Source organism: Pseudarthrobacter sp. NBSH8 (assembly GCF_014217545.1).
Taxonomy (GTDB): domain Bacteria; phylum Actinomycetota; class Actinomycetes; order Actinomycetales; family Micrococcaceae; genus Arthrobacter.
Window position 1 is genome coordinate 3,654,053 of sequence record NZ_CP043178.1, and the last position, 18,885, is coordinate 3,672,937.

Here is an 18,885-nt window from a genome sequence, read left to right on the forward strand (position 1 = left end):
TGACGCCGCCCAGTGACTAAGTAGCTCTGATGATCTGATATGGCGCGTCGACGCGGCGAGTAGACAATGCCACTGGGGGCACAAGGGCAGGAGCTGAACCTCGGCTCCTCCCGATACCGCTGCTTGTTCATCGTGATGCGCCGTTTCTGGGATGTCTCAAAAACACCGACCCCAAGGTCAAACGCAGGCATTGCGCTGAAGAGCAGTCCCCAATCAAAAGTATTTCTAATGCATGTGGGAAGAATGCTTCACTGATGCTTATGCACTGCTAGCTTCTTCAGGAATCCCCTCAACGGAAGGAACGAGCATGTCTGTAATCGCAAACCCTGAAGTGACAACCATCCGGGCAGAAGACCTCAAGGCGCTCCCCGCATGGCAGGCGCTGAAGGCGGCCGTCGTCGGGCTGCAGCAGGTTCAAGTGCAGGACGGTTCCGTTCCGGAACCCGCTGACCATGACCAGGCCCGCCAAAATGTCGGCATCATTACGGACTCAATCAACGATCTGCGCCACCACCTCCCCCACGACACGGACTACCTCGAACTGCTCGTGCAGGACTTTCAGCGGTGGGCGTCCGGGGGCTTCGTCGTACCGGATTTCCTCGACTCTTTGGTAGCCTTCCACCCCGAGCAGTGGCGCATCGACGGGCTGCCGCATCTGGTTCTGTTTCCCATGTACACGCAGAACGGCAGCACGAACCGCTACTTCGAGGCCGTCCTCATCGAGGTCATTTGGCCTTCATTCGTGGCTGATTTGGAGGCAACAAACTACTCCAACAAGCTGTTCGTCCCCATCAGCTTCATCGATTTCACTCCCGGCTATGACACGAACTCCGCAGTTCTCTTCCCCGAGAGCGTAGCGGTCCGGAGCACCCCTTCCTTCACGTGGGGAGGTATCTTCGCGGACCGCGAAGCTGCCCGGTTCCGTCGCGTCCTAAAAGCTGCTGCCGACATCACTTCCCTGGACCTGCCGGCTGACGCCGCGGAACTCATCGACGACCAGCACCTCACGGAGAAGACCTTCGTGATGTGGGATCTGATCCATGACCGGACCCACATGCGCGGTGACCTGCCCTTTGACCCGTTCATGATCAAGCAGCGGATGCCGTATTTCCTGTACTCCCTGGAGGAGCTCCGCTGCGATCTGACCGCCTTCCGCGAGTCCGTCCTCATCGAGCGGGACGAAGCGGCTTCCGAGGACGCCCGCAAGCACGCCAAGCTGGTCCAGTACGCCGTGATCTTCGACCGCATTTTCCGCTTCGCGATTACAGGGAACCGGGTCCGTAACTACGACGCCGTGGGCGGCCAATTGCTGTTCGCCTGGATGCACCAGCACCGGGTCCTGCACTGGACCGATGGAAAGTTGAGCATCGACTGGACGGACGTTGCCGGCGTGGTCGTCGAGCTGGGTCTCCGCATCGAGGAACTCTACTGGCGTTCAATCGACCGGCCGAAGACCGCACACTGGCTGGCTGCCTACGAGCTCGTCTCGGAAACCCTCACCCCCCACCCGGCCTCCGTATGGGCCAAGGGACCGGAGGCCCTTCCGCTGAACGGCCCTCCCCGGGGTCTGACGGACCAGATCCTTGATGACGAATTCCCCCTGTCGATGTTCTACGAGGCACTGGAGAAGAAGATGTCCTCGGTCATTGAATCAACTGCCGGGATCACCGGGCAGAGCCCTGTGAAGACTGAGGGCGAGGCGGGCGCATGAGCCAGGACCTCTTGGGGCGTACGGTCGTCGTCGCCGGTTCGACAAGCGCCGCAGGCGTCGCAGTAGTCCGTACCCTCTCGCAAGCAGGGGCACGCGTGGCCGCCGTGGACATCCTTGAGGACCGGGTGCAGGAGCTCGCGGTCGCGTACAACAACGTCACGGGCTATGTCTGCAACCTCGCGGACCTGCAAGCCGTTGAGGACTTGGCGACGTCTGTCCGGAACGATCTGGGTCCCGTGGACGGCCTTATCCATCTTGTAGGAGGGTGGCGAGGCGGCACCGGAATTACAGGCCAGACGGATGAAGACTGGGACTTCCTGCACACCAGCGTCCTCACCACACTGAGGAACACCAGCCGCGCTTTTTACGACGATTTGGCTGCCTCCCCTGCGGGTCGCCTGGCCATCGTTTCCGCACAGTCCGCCTCCACGCCCACAGCGGGCGGCGCCGCCTATGCCGCCGTCAAGTCCGCCGCCGAGGCATGGACCCTGGCCGTGGCCGACGGATTCCGGCACCTGCAGGGAGGAAATGAAAGCCCCCACTCCGCTCAGCACGCAGCCGCCTTGGTCTTCGTCGTCAAGGCTCTGGTCGATGACCGGATGCGCGCAGCCCAGCCGGAACGGAAATTTCCGGGCTACACCGATGTCAGTGTCCTTGCCGACGCGGTACAGCGGATCTTCGATCTGGAGGCAGAACAGATCAACGGGCAGCGCTTGCCCCTCACGGTCGGCCACCTCGCGGGTGCACCGGCATGAGCGTCAGCGTTGATATAAAAGCAGGCGTCCCACAGGTACCGGCGAGGCGCCTGCACGACCCGGCCTACCGGGGCTTCGCCTCGGATAACTACGCCGGGGCTCACGTCGAAATCATCGAAGCAGTTCAGGCAGCCAACGAAGGCCACGTCACCGCATACGGCGAAGATGTCTACACAGCAGCGCTTCAAGTTGTTATCAAGTCCCACTTCGGGGCAGCTGCTACCGCATATCCGGTCTTCAATGGAACAGGGGCCAATGTCCTTGCCCTGCAAGCCCTGCTCCCGCGTTGGGGCGCTGTCATCTGCGCAGCAACAGCGCATATCAATACCGACGAAAACGGCGCCCCGGAACGGATTGGCGGAATAAAGCTCCTCCCTGTCTCCACACCGGATGGCAAACTCACCCCGGAATTGATCGACGCCGAAGCCTGGGGGTGGGGAGACGAGCATCGGGCGCAACCGCTGGTCGTATCGATCACCCAGACCACCGAACTGGGCACCTGCTACACGCCGGAAGAAATCCAACGGATCGCTGAACACGTCCATGCGAAGGGAATGAAACTGCACCTGGACGGAGCAAGGCTGGCCAACGCTGCAGCACATCTCGGGCTTCCTTTGCGGGCATTCACCACCGACGTCGGTGTCGACGTCCTGTCTTTTGGCGGCACCAAAAACGGGCTGCTGTTCGGCGAAGCCGTTATCTGGCTCAGCTCACAGTCCGACCCAGGCATGAGCTACCTGCGCAAGATGAACATGCAGCTGGCCTCAAAGATGCGTTTCGTCTCTGCGCAACTCGTAGCCCTGCTAACGGATGGGTTGTGGCTGCGGTCCGCCTGTCAGGCCAACGAAATGGCTCAAAGTCTCAGCAAAGGAATCTCGGCCATCAACGGCGTCTCGCTGACGCAACCAACTCAGTCCAATGGCGTCTTTGCCGTCCTTCCAACCGGGGCAGCGGCGAAAGTCCGGGAATCCTTCCGCTTCTATGACTGGGACCAGGCACGCGGGGAAGTCCGGTGGATGTGCTCGTGGGACACCACCGAGACCGACGTCCACTCTCTCGTTGCTGCAGTGAAGGCTGCCGTAGGCTCTCCAGCTTCACAACGAAACGCCTAAGTGAGGAGACTTAACGGCCATCCAGTGGCGTGTGCCTCGGCCACGGAGGCATCGGAGGTTGCTGCACGATGGGTGGAAGGGCCATGCGGTGCTTCAGCTTCTAGCAGGCTGAGCTGCCAGGTTGGTCAGGCGCCCAATCTAGTGGTGGGTGCCCCGCCTGCTTTGAGGCAAACACGTGAAAAAGGAGGGCTGCTCAACTGGCGCAAGCGGGACGACGAGCCACTGGCCTCCATAGAACTCGACGTACGAGTCTGAAGGGCAACCTGCATAGGCTTCTTCACGTGTCATGCCGATCATTCCTTTCAAGAACCCGGTTGTGGAGAACATCTCTCCTGTCCTTCAACAAGTCTTAGACCTTTAACCTTATATGTCAATAGACATTTGAAGTTAAAGGTTAGATAATAAAGATGGCGGTACCAAGCACGCCCGACGAAGGAGCAAGGGTCCATGACCACGTGGAGAGAGCAGCTCGCCTTCGCCCCCTTAGCAACCTTTGACCGGGGGGAAGAGGTGGGAAGGCGGCTCAGGTATGCCATCGAACTCGGGGTGCTTGAAGACGGGACCCAGTTGCCCAGCGAAAACGAGCTGGCAGCCAAGATGGGCGTGTCGACGCTAACCCTTCGCGCGGCGCTGGCCGAGCTGCGGGGGCGCGGCTTGCTCGAGACGCGGCGGGGCAAGGGCGGCGGAAGCTTCGTCAAGGCCAGCACAGGCGACATCATCAAGGCGGAGCGTGAATCGCTCATGGCCTATTCTCTCGATGACCTGCGCGACATCCGTGACTACTGGGCCGTCTTGGCGGGCTCTGCAGCGGCTGCCGCAGCGGAGCGGAGTGGGCGGCTTTCCCTCGGGCGCCTTGCGTCCATGGCGGTGAAGATCGCGTCGTCTGAGGATTCTGCGCAGGCGATTCGCGACGACAGCAGGTTTCACATCGAGCTTGCCGCTAGCTCGGGTTCTGTCAGACTCACACGCGAGGAAATGGCGATGCAAGCCGAGGTTGGGCCGCTGATCTGGGCAGCCCCTGCCGGATACGGCAACGCAGCAGCAGAACATGCGTCTATCGTGGAGGCCATTCGGTCCGGAGACGGGATGCTTGCCCGGGCTCTGGCCGAGGAGCATGTCCGGTCGGATATGAACCGGGTACTCGATTTGCGAATGAGCGTCGATGCATCCCGCGAAGAATCCTTTCCTGACCCCGGCAAGGAAGAACGCGAACTGGCATTGATCGGATCCTTCACCGAGCTTCTGGCAGATACGGCCTCAGCTTCGATCCGTTCGATCGAACACGCGGTGCACGTTCAGCTCGGCTCTAAGCGGCAGGGAGACAGCTCTGATCTGGACGCAATCTACGACGCTTCGCGACAGACTCTTGAGGGAGCCGTTCCACTGTTGTACGGAGCGGGCTTCCTGCCTGACGTTTCATTCGGCCCTGCGGGCGCGGCCTGGTGCCACGCCCCGTCGGGACCTCAGTCACTTCAGCGGCTGGTGATCGACTGGGACTTATATGAAGGCGGCACCGCAACGTGGCGCCCCGAGGACTACGGCGACGGAGCCATCCACATCAGCCATGCGTACCTGGATGCCAACGGGAGTAACGAAAACATCGTCACTTTCAGCAAAGCCGTTTTCGTGGGGGAAGAAATGGTCGGGATCGTCGCTGCGGATGTACTGGTCCGGGGAATCCAGAGCCACCTCGAACCGCACCTTCGGGCCTTATACCCGAATACGTGCCTCGTCGACCAGAATGATGTGATCATCGCAACCAACACCGGCCGCTTCATGGGGGGAATCTACTCACCCGCGCAATACGCCGGGAAGCAGATCGACCTCCACGCAATGCCCTGGAGACTCTTCGTGGGCACCCCTACTGCAGGCTCCCCTGGAGAATGAGGCACCTTCCAGGACGTGCCACTAAACGAGAGCGTCGACGGCAAGACTGAGGCGGTCAACCCCGTGCATGGCATCTGCCGCCCGGACCAGGGTCAGGTGCGAGAAGGCTTGCGGAAAGTTCCCCGCCATCCGATCCTCGTCTGTTGCGTACTCCTCGCTCAGCAGACCAAGCTCGTTGGCAAGCCCCACGAGCTTGTCCATCAAGACCTTCGCTTCCGCTTGGCGACCTGTCCGCGCGTACTGCTCCACAAGCCAGAAAGAGCATGCGAGGAAAGGATGTTCACCCGGTTCCAGGCCGTCAACGCCGCTCTCTGTCCGGTAGCGCAGCAAAAGGCCGTCGTCGGTCAGGAGTTCCTGTTCCAGCCGCTTGACTGTGCTGAGCATGTGCTCGTCGTTATAGGGGAGAAACCCGACCTGGGGCATGACGAGCAGGGCCGCATCTGTTTGCGTTCCGCCATAGGTCTGCGTGAAGGAATTGATGCTCCGGTTGAAGCCCTCGCGCATGATCTCTTCCCGTAACCGGTCCCGGAGTTTCTCCCACTTTGTGGCATCGCCTGGTAGTCCGTGGATCCGTATCGCCCGGATCCCGCTGTTGAAGGCGGCCCACATCATCACGCGGGAGTGCGTGAAGTACTGTGCTTCGCCGCGCATCTCCCAGAGGCCGAAGTCCTTGTCATCGATGTGTTTTTCGACGAATCCCAGGAGCGCCTTCTGAAGGGCCCAGGAGAAATGGTCTTCCTTGCCTCCGGCCATCCGCAGCCGTTCCAATGCCACCATCACTTCGCCGACAACATCAGCTTGGAACTGCGAGACTGCGGCATTTCCAATGCGCACAGGCTTGGAGTCTTCGTAGCCGGGGAGGTGGGCCAGTTCGCGTTCAGGGAGTTCCCGTTCTCCCCCCACCCCGTACATAATCTGCATCTGCTCAGGATCGCCAGCGAGGGCCCGAAGAAGCCAGTTGCGCCACTGCAGCGCCTCCGTTTCGTAGCCATGGGTCAGCATTGATTCCAGTGTCAGAGCCGCATCGCGCAGCCAGCAGTACCGGTAGTCCCAGTTCCGCGGGCCGCCGAAATCCTCGGGGAGGGACGTTGTGGGCGCTGCGACGATGCCGCCCGTTTCAAAATGTGTGAGGGCCCGCAGCACCAACAAGGAACGCTTGACCGCACCGCCATAAACGCCGTCCTGCCGGCAGTGGCTTCCCCAGCGGCTCCAATAGTCCGTGGCCTCCTCGAGGGCCACATTAACGTCAGTGGCTGGGGGCAAGGGGCGGTGCGAGGGGAACCACGTCAGTTCGAAATCAAGCTGCTCGCCCTTCGACACGACGAATTCTCCCTCGTGCCCGTGCGCGTGGGCATGCGGAAGATGAGGCCCCCTCAGTGCGAGGGCATCCGGACCGGCCATCGCCAACAGGACCGGTGCCGCCGTCGGCTCGTGGTCGCGAACCCGGCTCATCCAGGGAAGAACCGTTGAATATCCTGGCCGGATCCGAAGTTCCTGGCGCATTTCTACGCTGCCTTCCACACCGGTGACGCGGCGGACCAGGGAAGATCCGCTGTCCCCCAGCGGCATGAAATCGGTGACAATTACGGATCCGCTGCCGGTCTTCCAGATGGTTTGGAGCACAAATGTCGAGTCAATATAGTGCCGGTCGACAACGGCAGCGCCGGCGTCGCTGGGCGCCAGCAGCCAGTGGCCGTGCTCATCGGTGCCCAGGATTCGGCTAAACACGGACGGCGAGTCGAAACGGGGGAAACAGAGCCAGTCCACGCTGCCATCCCGGGAGATGAGAGGCCCAGTCTGGAGGTCCGATAACAGCGCATAGTCCTCGATGGGGGAAGCCATGCTCCACTCAACCACAATTCTTTCGTCCGGGTCAGGCCCGACTTCGCTCGTTCAGCTGTCGTACCGGCCCGTCCACAGGGCCACCTACCAAAAGGGGTGGTTCAAACCGTCCGGAATCAGCGTTTCGCCTACCTGCCGATGACGGGACGATGGATGTCAAGCCCACCTCCGGCGAAAGAAGAAGAGCAGTTCCCATCCCACTAACGCATTACCTAACGGGAAAGACTGAGCGACATGACACGAGAAGAAGCCTACGCACGGTGCCCCTCGGATTCGTATGTGGAATTTTATGGCGGCCAATGGCTGGTTGTCCCACTTGCCCCCGTCCAGCAGCCTGCCTTTTTCACGTGCAGGCCCGGCGAACGCCGCAGCACCCGCCATTGATCGCAAGGGCAGAAGCCCTAAACCTCCGCCACCGGGGCCGCGAACTGCGCTTCATACAGCCGCGCATACGCCCCACCGGCGGCCAGGAGCGAAGCGTGCGTCCCCTGCTCCACGATCTGGCCGGCCTCCATCACCAGGATGAGGTCGGCGTCGCGGATCGTCGACAAGCGGTGGGCGATCACGAAAGAAGTCCGGTCCGACCGGAGCGCACTCATCGCCTTCTGCACCAGCACCTCAGTCCGCGTATCCACGGAAGACGTTGCCTCATCCAGAATCAAAACAGACGGCCGGGCCAGAAACGCCCGCGCAATCGTCAGCAGCTGCTTCTCGCCCGCGGACACATTCGAGCCCTCGTCCTCCAGCACAGTGTCGTAGCCCTCGGGCAGCGAGTGCACGAACCGGTCCACGTACGTCGCCCGCGCGGCCTCCAAAATTTCAGACTCGGAAGCCGACGGCCGGCCGTAAGCGATGTTGTCCCGGATGGTCCCGCCGAACAGCCACGTATCCTGCAGCACCATCCCCAGCCGCGAACGCAGCTCACGCCGCGGCACCGAGGTGACGTCCACGCCGTCGAGCGTTATCCGCCCCGCATCCAGCTCATAGAACCGCATCATCAGGTTCACCAGCGTCGTCTTACCCGCCCCAGTGGGGCCCACAATCGCCACCGTCTGCCCCGGCTCCGCCACCAGAGACAAGGAAGAAATCAGCGGCTTGTCCGGCGAGTAGGAGAACGACACGTCCTCAAACACCAGCCGCCCCCGCCCAAATACAGGCTCAGCAGAAGGCGAAGGCTCCACAGACTCCTCCTCCTCATCCAACAACGAGAACACCCGCTCCGCCGACGCCACCCCGGACTGCAGCAGGTTGGCCATGGACCCCAACTGCGCCAGCGGCATAGTGAACTGCCGCGAGTACTGGATGAACGCCTGCACGTCCCCCAGCTGCATTGCCCCGGACGCCACCTGCAGGCCCCCCACCACGGCGATGCCCACATAGACCAGGTTCCCAATGAACGTCATGGCCGGCATGATCAGCCCCGAAATGAACTGCGCCCCGAAACTCGCGTCGTACAGCTCCACATTCTTCTGCCGGAAACGCTCCTCCACCTCGCGCTGCCGGCCGAAGACCTTCACCAGCGCATGCCCGGTGTACGTCTCCTCGATCTGCCCGTTCAGCTCCCCCGTGTGCTTCCACTGCGCCACAAACAGCTTCTGCGAGCGCTTGGCGATCAGCGCCGTGATCCCCAGCGTCAGCGGAATGGTGACCAGCGCGATCAGTGCCAGCGTGGGCGAGAGGATCACCATCATCACCAGCACACCCACCACGGTCAGCACCGATGTGACCGCCTGGCTGATGGACTGCTGCAGGCTCTGGGAGACGTTGTCCACGTCGTTGGTCACCCGGCTCAGCAGCTCACCGCGCTGGATCGAATCGAAGTACCGCAGCGGCAGCCGGTGGATCTTCGCCTCGATCTCCCCGCGCAGCCCGAACACCGTCCGCTGCACCACCCCGTTCAGCACATACGCCTGCACCCACATAAACGCCGACGCCAGCACGTACAGCACCAGCGCCCACAGCAGCACACTGGACAGCGCCGCGAAGTCGATCCCGGTGCCCGGGGTCAGCGCCATGGGCGTGAGCATGTCCGCCCGCTGGTTCTCCCCCGCGGCCCGCAGCTGCGCGATCAGTTGCTCCTTGCTCACCCCGGCGGGCAGCTGCCGGGACACCACCCCGGCGAAAATCAGGTTGGTGCCCTCCCCCAGCAGCCGCGGCCCGATCACCGAGAGCGTCACGCTGGCCACGCCCATCACCAGGACCAGCAGCAACCACGCCCGCTCCGGCCGCAGCGTGCCCAGCAGCCGCTTGGCCGACGGCCCGAAGTTCATCGCCTTCTCTGCCGGGACGTTCATCCCCGCGAACGGTCCGCCGCGTCCCGGTCCGCCTGCCGGACGCGGAATGCGTACGACGTCGGCAGTGGCGGTTTTGGAGGCCGCCGCGGTTCCGCCGGGGGCTGCTGGGTGGGAAGCGCCCGACGTCGGCCGCTGCGGCGCGCTCACACCGTCTCCTCCGCTGCCAGCTGGGAGGAGACAATCTCCCGGTACGTCTCGGAGTCCTCCAGCAGCTCCCAGTGCGTTCCGCGCGCAACGATCCTGCCGTCGTCGAGCACTAAAATCTGGTCCGCATCCACGATGCTGGACACCCGCTGGGCGATGATCACCAGGGTGGCGCCGGCCGTGTTGCGCTTGAGCGCCTGCCGCAGCCGGGCGTCGGTGCCGGTGTCCAGGGAGGAGAACGAGTCGTCAAAGATATACAGTTCGGGCCGTTTCACCAGGGCCCGGGCGATGGCCAGCCGCTGCCGCTGCCCACCGGAGACGTTGGTGCCGCCCTGGGAAATGGGTGCGTCCAGGCCGCCCTCCATCTCCTCCACGAAGTCCCGCGCCTGCGCAATCTCAAGGGCGGACCAGCACTCGTCCTCGGTGGCATCTGGTTTGCCGTACTGCAGGTTGCTGCGGACGGTGCCGGTGAACAGGTAGGGCCGCTGCGGCACCAGCCCGATGTGCCCCCACAGCAGGTCCGGGTGCAGCTCGCGCACATCCACCCCGTCCACCCGGACCGAGCCGGTGGTGGCGTCAAACAGCCGCGGCATGAGGTTCACCAGGGTGGTCTTGCCGGCACCGGTGCTGCCGATGATCGCCGTCGTCTGCCCTGCCTTCGCGGTGAAGCTGAGCCCGGAGAGGACGGGCTGGTCGGCACCCGGGTAGGCGAATCCGACGTCGCGCATTTCCAGCTGCCCGCGGCGGTGCCCGTCGGACGACACCGCACTGGTGAGCGGATTCTTAGGCGGCCGGACACTCGACTCGGTGCCCAGGACATCGCCGATCCGGTCCGCGGAGACCGCGGCGCGCGGGATCATCACCGCCATGAACGTGGCCATCATGACGGACATCAGGATTTGCATCAGGTAGCTCAGGAACGCGATGAGCGTGCCCACCTGCATGGAGCCGTCCTCGATCCGGAACGAGCCGAACCAGATCACGGCCACGGACGAGACGTTCAGCACCAGCATCACCACGGGGAACGCGAGCGCCATCAGCCGGCCGGCACGCAGCGCGGTGTCCGTGACGTCCTCATTGGCCTGGGCAAAGCGGGCGCTCTCGATGTCCTCCCGGACGAACGCGCGCACCACCCGGATGCCGGTGAGCTGCTCCCGGAGCACGCGGTTTACGGTGTCGATCCGGACCTGCATCTTCCGGAACAGCGGCACCATCCGGCTGATGATCAGGCCCACCCCGATCATCAGCACGGGCACGGCGACGGCGATCAGCCAGGACAGCTGCACGTCCTGCCGGACGGCCATGATTACGCCGCCGATGGCGAGCATGGGCGCGGCCACCATCATGGTGGCCGCCATCAGCACCAGCTGCTGGATCTGTTGGACGTCGTTCGTGGAGCGGGTGATCAGGCTGGGCGCGCCGAACTTGGTCACTTCCTGTTCGGAGAACTCCCCCACCCGGGTGAAGATGGCCCCACGCAGATCCCGGCCCACCCCCATGGCCGCCTTCGCCCCGAAGTACACGGCAATCACGGCACAGATGATCTGCAGCAGCGTTATTCCCAGCATCAGGCCGCCCAGGCTGAGGATGACGCCTGTATCCCCCTTGGCCACGCCCTCATCAATGATGTCCGCGTTCAGCGTGGGCAGGTACAGCGACGCGATGGATTGCGCCAGCTGGAAAATCACGACGGCGATCAGCAGTTGCCGGTGCGGCCGCAGGTATTCAACAAGAAGTTTCCAGAGCAATGCGGCTCCAAAGGTTCTGTCCCGCTGGAAGGTAGAGCTAGGGGTGGTGCGAAGGTCAGTTTACGTCCGGTGGCTGGGATAAAGACCGGCAGCTTTGGGAGCAATTCGGCCGGTTCTCCCAGAGCGTATTCGCCTGGCCGGTGGGAGCGCCGCCGTCGGCTTGTCCGTGCACTACTCGGCGATGTCCTCAGCCCGGACTCCGCTGCGACGCCAGATCGCCCGCCACCTCTACAACCTTTTCAGCTGGCACTCCGGCGGCCAAGGCGGCAGCAATCTGCACGTCGCACGCGGCTTTTGCCTGGTCAAGGGCCCATTCAGCGGCCTCGACCTCGCCGACGCGGGTGGTCACTGCGGCCAGCAACCCGTTGTGCAGGGCTAAGAGGTCTGCGGCCGCCTTTTTGGACCCGGGTGACGCCAGCCCGTGTTCGCCGTAAAGTGTCCAATCAACCTGGGCGATGGACAGAGGCGGGGTGTTTGAATCAATGAACGGTTCCACGGGGCGGCCTTCTACGACTGGCGAAGCAAGGCTCCCGGTCGCTGAGCGGAATCAGGTCTCTGAGGACCACCAGACTGAACAAGTCTGTCTACTAAGTCAGAGACTACACAGGAGCCTGTGAAATACGAAGCGTCGTCGGTGACACGTCTGGCGGATCGCTGCCCTCGCATTGGGTGACGCGGGGAACGCACCGGCGCGGTCCCACATTACGGCGTGACCCTTACGTCCTCCGGGCCTTTGATGCGGGAACAACGGCGCAGTGGTGTACGTTGCAGTCTCGTCAGAAAGATCGTAGAACCGTCAGAAATGAGAAGCACCCAAAGTGGCAACCGATTACGACGAAGTCCGTTCCGACGTCAAGGAAACCCAGGACCGTTCCCTGGAGGCATTACAGTCCGCGAACGCCCCGGATGCCCGCAGCGTCGTCAATGAACTGGACGAAGCGGATGCATTCGATGAGGGCCTGACTCCCGGTGGAGAGATCGTCGCCGAGGAGCTCATCGTTCAGGTCATTCCCCAGGCCGCGGACGAGTTCACCTGCTATTCCTGTTTCCTCGTCCGGCACCGGTCTCAACTCGCCCGCGAAAGCAACGGCCACTCATACTGCATCGAGTGCGAGGGTTAAGGCATCCATTCGCCAAGGCGCAGTATCCGCGGTTCATCGTGGATTTTTTGCCCTGCTGCGGGGAGTTGGTTGTGGCCGCTCACGCTGCCTGTGCAGCCATTGGTGCCAGGGGCGCCGCGTTGTCAGGGGCAAGGATACTCAGCCTGTAATCGGACTGGAGCGGATCGACGCGGGCAGGCAGATGGTGGGACCTCGAGCAGGCGCGCAGTTCTTCCAACGCGTCGGGCTCGATGCGGGCCCGGGTCATATCGAGTTCCAGGGCCATGCCCGTGGTGAGGGAGTTGGCGCGCTTCATGACGGCATACAGGCCGTGCACGCTTTGGGATGTCACGTGGCCCTGCGCCGCTACCTGGGCCGTTGCGCAGTCGAGGTCCACCCGGACCAGCACCCGAAGCTTATCTGTCGTCACGAAAATTCCCCGCTCTAAGTTGGGTGCCACAACGCTGTGGCGCCCCGGATAACCATAGACCAAATGTGATCCAGGCAACACACTTGCCGGTATTGGCCTTTGCCAGCTCCGGCCCGGGACGCGGGAGCGGACTGCGCAGAGAGCGTCTGTACGGCAGGTGAACGTGACGGCGGTCCCCGGGAAACAGCATTGGGTCGTTATGTGTTTCCCGGGGCATGTCCGTTCGGGTCAGGCGTGGCTCCTGCGGGTCACCGCCCCGTAGATTCCGAGGACGACCAAAGCCCCAAGAATGGCCAGCAGCCAGGTCCTCAGGTCAAAAAATTCCGCGAGGCCACCGCCGAAGATCAGCGAGCCAATCCATCCCCCGAGGATCGCTCCGACGACGCCAAGGACCATCGTGACCAGCCAGCCTCCGCCTTGCCGGCCGGGGAGTATGGCCTTGGCGATGGCTCCTGCAATCAGGCCGAGCAAAAGAAATCCGAGAATTCCCATGACGCACTTCCTTCCAAAGGACCACCAGCGTCGCCGTGACGCCATGGCAAGATTTTAATCAGCATGCTTAGCATCTGGCAAGGATTCGATTTACGATTAAATAGTGAGCCGCAGGCAGCCCGCCGGCGGCAACCAACCTGAGGAAGTGACACTGTGGGTTTGGACGACAAGATCGAGAACACCGCCGAGAAGCTTGGCGGCAAGGGCAAGGAAGTAGCCGGCGAAGCCAAAGGCGATCCGGGCCTGAAAGCCGAAGGCAAGGGCGACCAGGCCAAGGCAGACCTGAAACAGGCCGGCGAGAAGGTCAAAGACGCCTTCAAGAAGTAATCCACCTCAAACCGGGAAAGGTGCAGCGCGAACACGCGCGGTACCCTTCCCGCGTTGACCGTCCTGATCCCGCGCGTGGACATCCTCAGCCTGCTCCATCCTGTGGGTGCTATTGGCCGAGCAGGGAAACGGCATGGGCGATGACGAGCGCCAGCAGCACGAAGCCGCCGAAGGCTTCGAGGCCCATGAGTGATTTTGCCCGGGCAGAGAGGGGCATCGTGTCCGTTGGGCTGAAGGCCATGGAATTAGAGAGCGAGAAGTAGACGTAGTCAATGAACGACGCCGTCCAGCCGCTCTTTGCCGAAGACCTGGCGGCAACTTCCTTGACGGCGTCGTGGTCTTCATCCTGGGGGAACCGGAAGTCTGCCTGGGGCAGCTCTTGGCGCGTGGTGTGCCGGCGGGACACAGGGCCGCCCCTGTCCAGTTCCCAATAGACCAGCGCAAAGGCGATGACGTTCGTTACCCATACCTGAAGTGTGGCGAGCAGAAGGTTTGGGCCGTCAGTGTTGTTAGGTCCTGCGAGGGCGATGACCAGCTGCACCAGGGCGGCCTCATTCGCTACGACCAGCAGCAGTGCCTGGCCTACGGAAAGATACCTCGACCAGCGTGTTTGGCGCGTGAGACGGCGGGGATTCAGGACAACAAGCGGGATCAGGAGGCCCAGCCCAACGATGACCACCGCGTAGCGAACGCCCTCCAGGAATGCTGTGGGCAATGTCGCGTACAGGCTCAGGGCAACGAGCAGGCCAACGACGGCAGGCCAGCGGTGCTCAGCGTGGGCCTGTTGTCCGTTGTGGGTCGTCATAATCAGGAGTGTAGGCACGGCTCCGCACAACATTTGTTCCGACTCACCGTACGTACGTCGTGCCGCGTTGCACAGCACCGGCCAGGTCAGAAAACGGACCAGCCGGTGCGGTCGGAAAGGTCGGCGAGAGCCGCGGTGCCGGCCTGGGAGTTTCCTTTGGCGTCCAGCCGCGGGCTCCAGACACAAATGGCGCAAACACCTGGAACGATCACCAGGATCCCGCCGCCCACACCGCTTTTTCCGGGAAGGCCCACGCGGTACGCGAATTCGCCGGCGGCGTCGTACATCCCGCACGTCAGCATGATGGAGCCGATGCGTTTCGCGTCGCTGGGGGACAGCACACTTCCGAGCGCTCCCCGGCCGTCGCGGGCGAGGAAGAGTCCGGCTTTGGCGACTTCAACGCAGGTCATCATGATGGAGCATTGGCGGACGTAGTTTTCCACCACTGACTCCGCGGACTGCCTCAGGTTGCCGAAGCCCTTCAGGAAGTGCGCCAACGCCAGGTTGCGGCTGCTGCTGGATAACTCGCTGGCTGCGGCGGCCTCATCGATGAGGGGCCCTGGGCTGCCGGCCTGGTCGGTGAGAAACCGCAACACCTGCGTGGCGGCGTCGGACGTTTCTTCCATCAGATGATCGGTTACCACCAGGGCACCGGCGTTGATGAAAGGGTTCCGCGGGATGCCGTGCTCCAGTTCCAGCTGGACCAGAGAGTTAAACGAGGTGCCGGACGGTTCGCGCAGCACGCGGGACCACAGCGATCCGGAACTGTCGCCTCGAAGCGCCATTGCCAGTGTGAACACCTTGGAGATGCTCTGGATGGAAAAGGGGACGTCGGCATCGCCGGAACGGAACACCCTTCCGGAAGTGGTGGCGACGGCGATCCCGAACCTGTCGAAGGGTACCGCTGCCAGGAGTGGGATGTTGGCCGGGACAGCACCGGTTTCCTGCTGTGGCCTGTGGCTGCGGACGATGTCGTCCAGTATCCGGTCCAACGGTGGTGCTTTGAGTGCTGTGGTCATTTCCTGCCCAGTTGTTCTTTAGGTGTGCCGGCCCATTCCTGGACATGGAGCAGGGCCACCAGCGAGTCCCGCGGGTTGCCGAAGTTCAGGCCGGTCGCCCGGGATGCCTTGCTGATCCGGTAATAGACGGTGTTCTTGTGCAGCCCCATCCGGCTGGCGCATTCGGCAACATCGAGCGAGGCTTCAAAGTACGCGTGCAGGGTTTCCGCGAGTTCGGCATCCTGCCGCAGCAGTGCGGAAAGACTGCGGTGGCGGAACGTCGAGGACGTGAAATTCTGGACCGCCTCGCGGAAGAGAATCTCTCCTTCGAAGTCGTCCACCGTGGCAACGTCCCTGTCCGGAGACGTGCCCACACAACTCAACAGGGCCTCGGTGATTTGGGTGGTTGAGTGCAGGGACAGCAGGTCCGGGACTACCGGACCGACGGCTGCGAACGGGTTGATGCCGAGGTGCTTAACGGCATCCCGGACGATGGACTCGGCCAGGCTCCGCAGCCCGGGCTCCGCGGCGGTTGACTGCAGGCCAGGAACAATGACGGCCGTGTCACCCTTGAACTGGCCCACGACGGCGGACGCTTTGTAGGCGGCTGCGTGGATGGATGCCAGATTGGCGAGTTCGCCGTGCTTGAGTGCTGCGTCGTCGGCTTGGGCTTCGGAGTCGGGCATACCTATCAGGATCAATGCGGCCGGGCGCTCAGCGGAGATCTTCTCGCTGTAAGCACTGGCAGCGGCTTCCGCCGAACCTGACAGGATCCGCACAACGCGATCCTCGCGCATGTGCACAGACTGCTGGTTGCGGTGTCGGATCAGCTCCGCGGAGGCCCGGGCAACAGATCCTTTCAGCACATGGTCAATGTCGGGGCCGAAGCCGTCCCCGGTTTCCTGCAGCCAGATGTAGCCCATGATCCGGTCCCCGGCGAACAGTGTGACGGCCACCCGTTCCCGCAGCCCGTCCTGGGGCCGGGCCGGTACCCGCACCGGCAGCCGGGTCCTATGCAGTTCACGGTAGGCGCCCAGGTCCTTCAGCAGCAGCTCGTATTTACGCGGACCCCGCCGGGCCAGGATGGAGGCCTTGCGCAGTTCGTCGATGTCGTTCGAAACGGTGGAGTATGCCAGAACCTTGTTGGCGGCGTCTTCGATGACCACGTGGCTGGAGGTGAGCCGGGCGGTGGTCTGGGCGATGGCAAACAGGTCCTCTTCCAGCAGCGTCAGCACTTCGCTCTGGTAGCTGCGCGGCTGGATGCGGTCCTTGGCAATGGACAGCAGCCTGTCCCAGTCAGCCTCCGGATCCACCAGGAGCAGGCCAATGCCGGCATCACGGAGCAGTTCCTGGGCTTCGGTGAGCTCTTCGAGCCTTCCCTTGACCGCGACCACCGGCGGAGGGTTCTTCAGGAGCCGCCGCAACGCGGGCAAAGCCGAGCGGCCGCGGACGCCGATCAGCAGGACAAAGGCCGCGCCGCCGTCGGACGTTTCATCATCCGCATCCACTATCAGGAGCCGTTCGATCGCAGAGCTGGCGGCGGCAGGCCGGAGGATGAGGCTGGCGAAACCCAGAGGGAGGTCCGAGAGAATATCGTCCACCGTAACCGCTGCCATGTGTTTCCTTCTGCCTCGCTCTGGCCGGACGGCTCTGTCCGGTCACTTCATGCTATCGAGGCACGCTCCCCCAAAATATGGAAGGGAACCCAAATGGAGTGGCAGCTTTTCGGTTGGCGGACCAAGTTTCTACGGCGCCTTGCCCTGGATGATCTGTTGCCAGCTGCTGACCCCTGACCGCCCGCCGTTGTGTGTGCTGGGACACAGAAGCACGGCCGGGGCCTTGCTACGCTGGGGCAGAAGTCGGCGGAACCTTCCGCCGTCGCTGAAAGGTGCACCTGTGAAAAAGCCGCTTCTGTCCATTGCGTTGGCGGGAGTCCTGGTTGCCCTGGGCGCCTCGTCGTGCGCCGCACCAGGCAGCACCAGCTCCGGCTCGTCCGCCGCCGACGAAACCACCGCAGCGCAGGCCACTTCCCCGGCGAGCGCACCGTCCGCAGCGGCGCCCGACACGGCGCCGGCAGCGGCAAGTGCCGGACAAGCGGGCAGCTTCACCACCTACACCCCCGAGGCTGTATCTTCGGCGTCGGAGACGGAGAAGGTCGTCCTGTTCTTCCACGCCACCTGGTGCTCCACCTGCAAGCTGCTCGCCTCCGACATCGAGGCAAATGCCGCCAGCATCCCCGCCGGCGTCAAAATCCTTAAAGTGGACTACGACTCCGAGACCGCGCTCAAACAAAAATACGGCGTGACCCTCCAACACACCCTCGTGCAGGTGAAGCCGGACGGCTCGCAGATCGCCAAGTGGAGCCTGAGCCGGGATCTGAATGCTCTTGTCAAGGAGATCCGCTAGCGCCGGCGGTACGTCATGGAACTCCTGCCGCTCGCGTTCCTCGCCGGCATCCTCACCGTCCTCTCCCCCTGTGTCCTGCCGCTGCTGCCGGTGGTCCTCGCCGGTTCCGCTGCCGAGTCGAACCGCCGGGCGCCATACATCATCATCGCCAGCCTGGCCGTCTCAGTGGTGCTTTTCACCCTGCTGATCAAGGCCACCACCGTGCTGCTGGGGGTGCCCAGTGACGCGTGGCTGATTATCTCCGGGGCCCTGGTGGCGTTCATCGGAGCATCGCTCGCCTTCCCCCGGGCCTGGGACTGGATCTCGGAACGGCTCAAACTGCAGGAAGCGTCCGGCCGGCTGTCCGCGGGCACAGCTTCGCGCAGCGGGACTTCCCGCAGCGTTCTTCTCGGGTTCTCCCTTGGCCCTGCTTTTACCAGCTGCAGCCCCACCTACGGGCTGATCCTCGCCGTCGTCCTCCCATCCAACTTCACCGTCGGCCTCAGCAACCTCGCCGCCTATACGCTGGGCCTGGCGGCTGTCCTGCTGTTCGTGGCCCTTGGCGGACGCAAAGTGACCAAACGCCTGGGATGGGCCACAAACCCCCAGGGCACGTTTCGCCGAGGCCTCGGCGTCTTCCTGATCCTGGTGGGGCTGCTGATCGCCTCCGGGCAGGTCCGCGCCGTCGAAACCTGGCTGATCGAGAACGGGTTCCTGGGCACCGTGTCACTGGAACAGAGCTTCCTCGACTCGTCACCGGACCACCAGGACCAGTTGGGCGGCCGGGGCCAGCAAGGCGTGGCCGGTGGCCCGGACGCCGCGGTGGTCTACGGCCCGCGGACGGGGTAGGGCGGC

At 63.2% G+C, this 18,885-nt stretch carries 17 protein-coding genes; 8 read left to right on the top strand and 9 right to left on the bottom strand.

Annotated elements, in window-relative coordinates; translation table 11 throughout:
• Positions 1 to 307 precede the first annotated feature (307 nt).
• From FYJ92_RS16945 to FYJ92_RS16960, 4 genes are all read left to right on the top strand, one after another.
• Positions 308 to 1,711 (top strand): DUF6421 family protein, encoded by a 1,404-nt coding sequence (locus tag FYJ92_RS16945; protein WP_185261739.1) that lies wholly within the window; start codon positions 308 to 310, stop codon positions 1,709 to 1,711.
• Complete coding sequence (locus FYJ92_RS16950) at positions 1,708 to 2,466, top strand: SDR family oxidoreductase (protein WP_185261740.1); 759 nt, start codon at positions 1,708 to 1,710, stop codon at positions 2,464 to 2,466. The genes FYJ92_RS16945 and FYJ92_RS16950 overlap by 4 nt, the downstream gene beginning before the upstream one ends.
• Complete coding sequence (locus FYJ92_RS16955) at positions 2,463 to 3,578, top strand: low specificity L-threonine aldolase (RefSeq protein WP_185261741.1); 1,116 nt, start codon at positions 2,463 to 2,465, stop codon at positions 3,576 to 3,578. The genes FYJ92_RS16950 and FYJ92_RS16955 overlap by 4 nt, the downstream gene beginning before the upstream one ends.
• Before the next feature lie 447 nt (positions 3,579 to 4,025).
• Positions 4,026 to 5,465: a GntR family transcriptional regulator gene (locus tag FYJ92_RS16960; RefSeq protein ID WP_185261742.1), complete on the top strand. Its 1,440-nt coding sequence runs from the start codon at positions 4,026 to 4,028 to the stop codon at positions 5,463 to 5,465.
• 21 nt (positions 5,466 to 5,486) lie between these two features.
• On the opposite strand, the gene FYJ92_RS16965 is transcribed toward FYJ92_RS16960, so the two are convergent.
• The 4 genes from FYJ92_RS16965 to FYJ92_RS16980 all read right to left on the bottom strand — a co-directional run bounded on the left by FYJ92_RS16965 (position 5,487) and on the right by FYJ92_RS16980 (position 11,989).
• Positions 5,487 to 7,307, bottom strand: a complete 1,821-nt coding sequence (locus FYJ92_RS16965) for a glycoside hydrolase family 15 protein (protein WP_185261743.1) — start codon at positions 7,305 to 7,307, stop codon at positions 5,487 to 5,489.
• Positions 7,308 to 7,708: 401 nt separating this feature from the next.
• The gene (locus FYJ92_RS16970) at positions 7,709 to 9,748 is read right to left on the bottom strand and encodes an ABC transporter ATP-binding protein (protein WP_370526040.1); all 2,040 of its coding nucleotides are present in this window, start codon (positions 9,746 to 9,748) and stop codon (positions 7,709 to 7,711) included.
• Positions 9,745 to 11,493, bottom strand: a complete 1,749-nt coding sequence (locus FYJ92_RS16975; protein WP_185261744.1) for an ABC transporter ATP-binding protein — start codon at positions 11,491 to 11,493, stop codon at positions 9,745 to 9,747. The genes FYJ92_RS16970 and FYJ92_RS16975 overlap by 4 nt, the downstream gene beginning before the upstream one ends.
• 187 nt (positions 11,494 to 11,680) lie before the next feature.
• Positions 11,681 to 11,989, bottom strand: a complete 309-nt coding sequence (locus FYJ92_RS16980) for a hypothetical protein (protein ID WP_185261745.1) — start codon at positions 11,987 to 11,989, stop codon at positions 11,681 to 11,683.
• Between the two features lie 322 nt (positions 11,990 to 12,311).
• Between FYJ92_RS16980 and FYJ92_RS16985 the strand changes: the two genes are divergently transcribed.
• Entirely contained in the window at positions 12,312 to 12,614 is a 303-nt protein-coding gene (locus tag FYJ92_RS16985; RefSeq protein ID WP_185261746.1) for a DUF4193 domain-containing protein, read from the top strand.
• Between the two features lie 79 nt (positions 12,615 to 12,693).
• Here the strand turns inward: FYJ92_RS16985 and FYJ92_RS16990 are convergent, their stop codons facing one another.
• The gene (locus tag FYJ92_RS16990) at positions 12,694 to 13,023 is read right to left on the bottom strand and encodes a hypothetical protein (protein WP_185261747.1); all 330 of its coding nucleotides are present in this window, start codon (positions 13,021 to 13,023) and stop codon (positions 12,694 to 12,696) included.
• Positions 13,024 to 13,251: 228 nt separating this feature from the next.
• Positions 13,252 to 13,515 carry a GlsB/YeaQ/YmgE family stress response membrane protein gene (locus tag FYJ92_RS16995; RefSeq protein ID WP_185261748.1) on the bottom strand — a complete coding sequence of 88 codons (264 nt, stop codon included), beginning with the start codon at positions 13,513 to 13,515 and terminating at the stop codon, positions 13,252 to 13,254.
• A 153-nt stretch (positions 13,516 to 13,668) separates the two neighbouring features.
• Between FYJ92_RS16995 and FYJ92_RS17000 the strand changes: the two genes are divergently transcribed.
• Positions 13,669 to 13,842, top strand: a complete 174-nt coding sequence (locus FYJ92_RS17000; protein WP_185261749.1) for a CsbD family protein — start codon at positions 13,669 to 13,671, stop codon at positions 13,840 to 13,842.
• A 109-nt stretch (positions 13,843 to 13,951) separates the two neighbouring features.
• Here the strand turns inward: FYJ92_RS17000 and FYJ92_RS17005 are convergent, their stop codons facing one another.
• The 3 genes from FYJ92_RS17005 to FYJ92_RS17015 all read right to left on the bottom strand — a co-directional run bounded on the left by FYJ92_RS17005 (position 13,952) and on the right by FYJ92_RS17015 (position 17,261).
• Positions 13,952 to 14,647 (bottom strand): DUF1345 domain-containing protein, encoded by a 696-nt coding sequence (locus tag FYJ92_RS17005; protein WP_185261750.1) that lies wholly within the window; start codon positions 14,645 to 14,647, stop codon positions 13,952 to 13,954.
• A gap of 86 nt (positions 14,648 to 14,733) precedes the next feature.
• Positions 14,734 to 15,666: a glutaminase gene (locus FYJ92_RS17010; protein WP_185261751.1), complete on the bottom strand. Its 933-nt coding sequence runs from the start codon at positions 15,664 to 15,666 to the stop codon at positions 14,734 to 14,736.
• A complete protein-coding gene (locus FYJ92_RS17015) occupies positions 15,663 to 17,261 on the bottom strand; it encodes a CdaR family transcriptional regulator (protein ID WP_185261752.1) in 1,599 nt (532 codons plus the stop codon). The genes FYJ92_RS17010 and FYJ92_RS17015 overlap by 4 nt, the downstream gene beginning before the upstream one ends.
• Before the next feature lie 280 nt (positions 17,262 to 17,541).
• Here FYJ92_RS17015 and FYJ92_RS17020 point away from each other — a divergent pair, with 280 nt between their 5' ends.
• On the top strand, positions 17,542 to 18,051 hold the full coding sequence (locus tag FYJ92_RS17020) for a thioredoxin family protein (RefSeq protein WP_185261753.1): 510 nt from the start codon (positions 17,542 to 17,544) through the stop codon (positions 18,049 to 18,051).
• 15 nt (positions 18,052 to 18,066) lie between these two features.
• Complete coding sequence (locus FYJ92_RS17025; protein ID WP_185261754.1) at positions 18,067 to 18,879, top strand: cytochrome c biogenesis CcdA family protein; 813 nt, start codon at positions 18,067 to 18,069, stop codon at positions 18,877 to 18,879.
• The last annotated feature ends 6 nt before the right edge of the window (positions 18,880 to 18,885 follow it).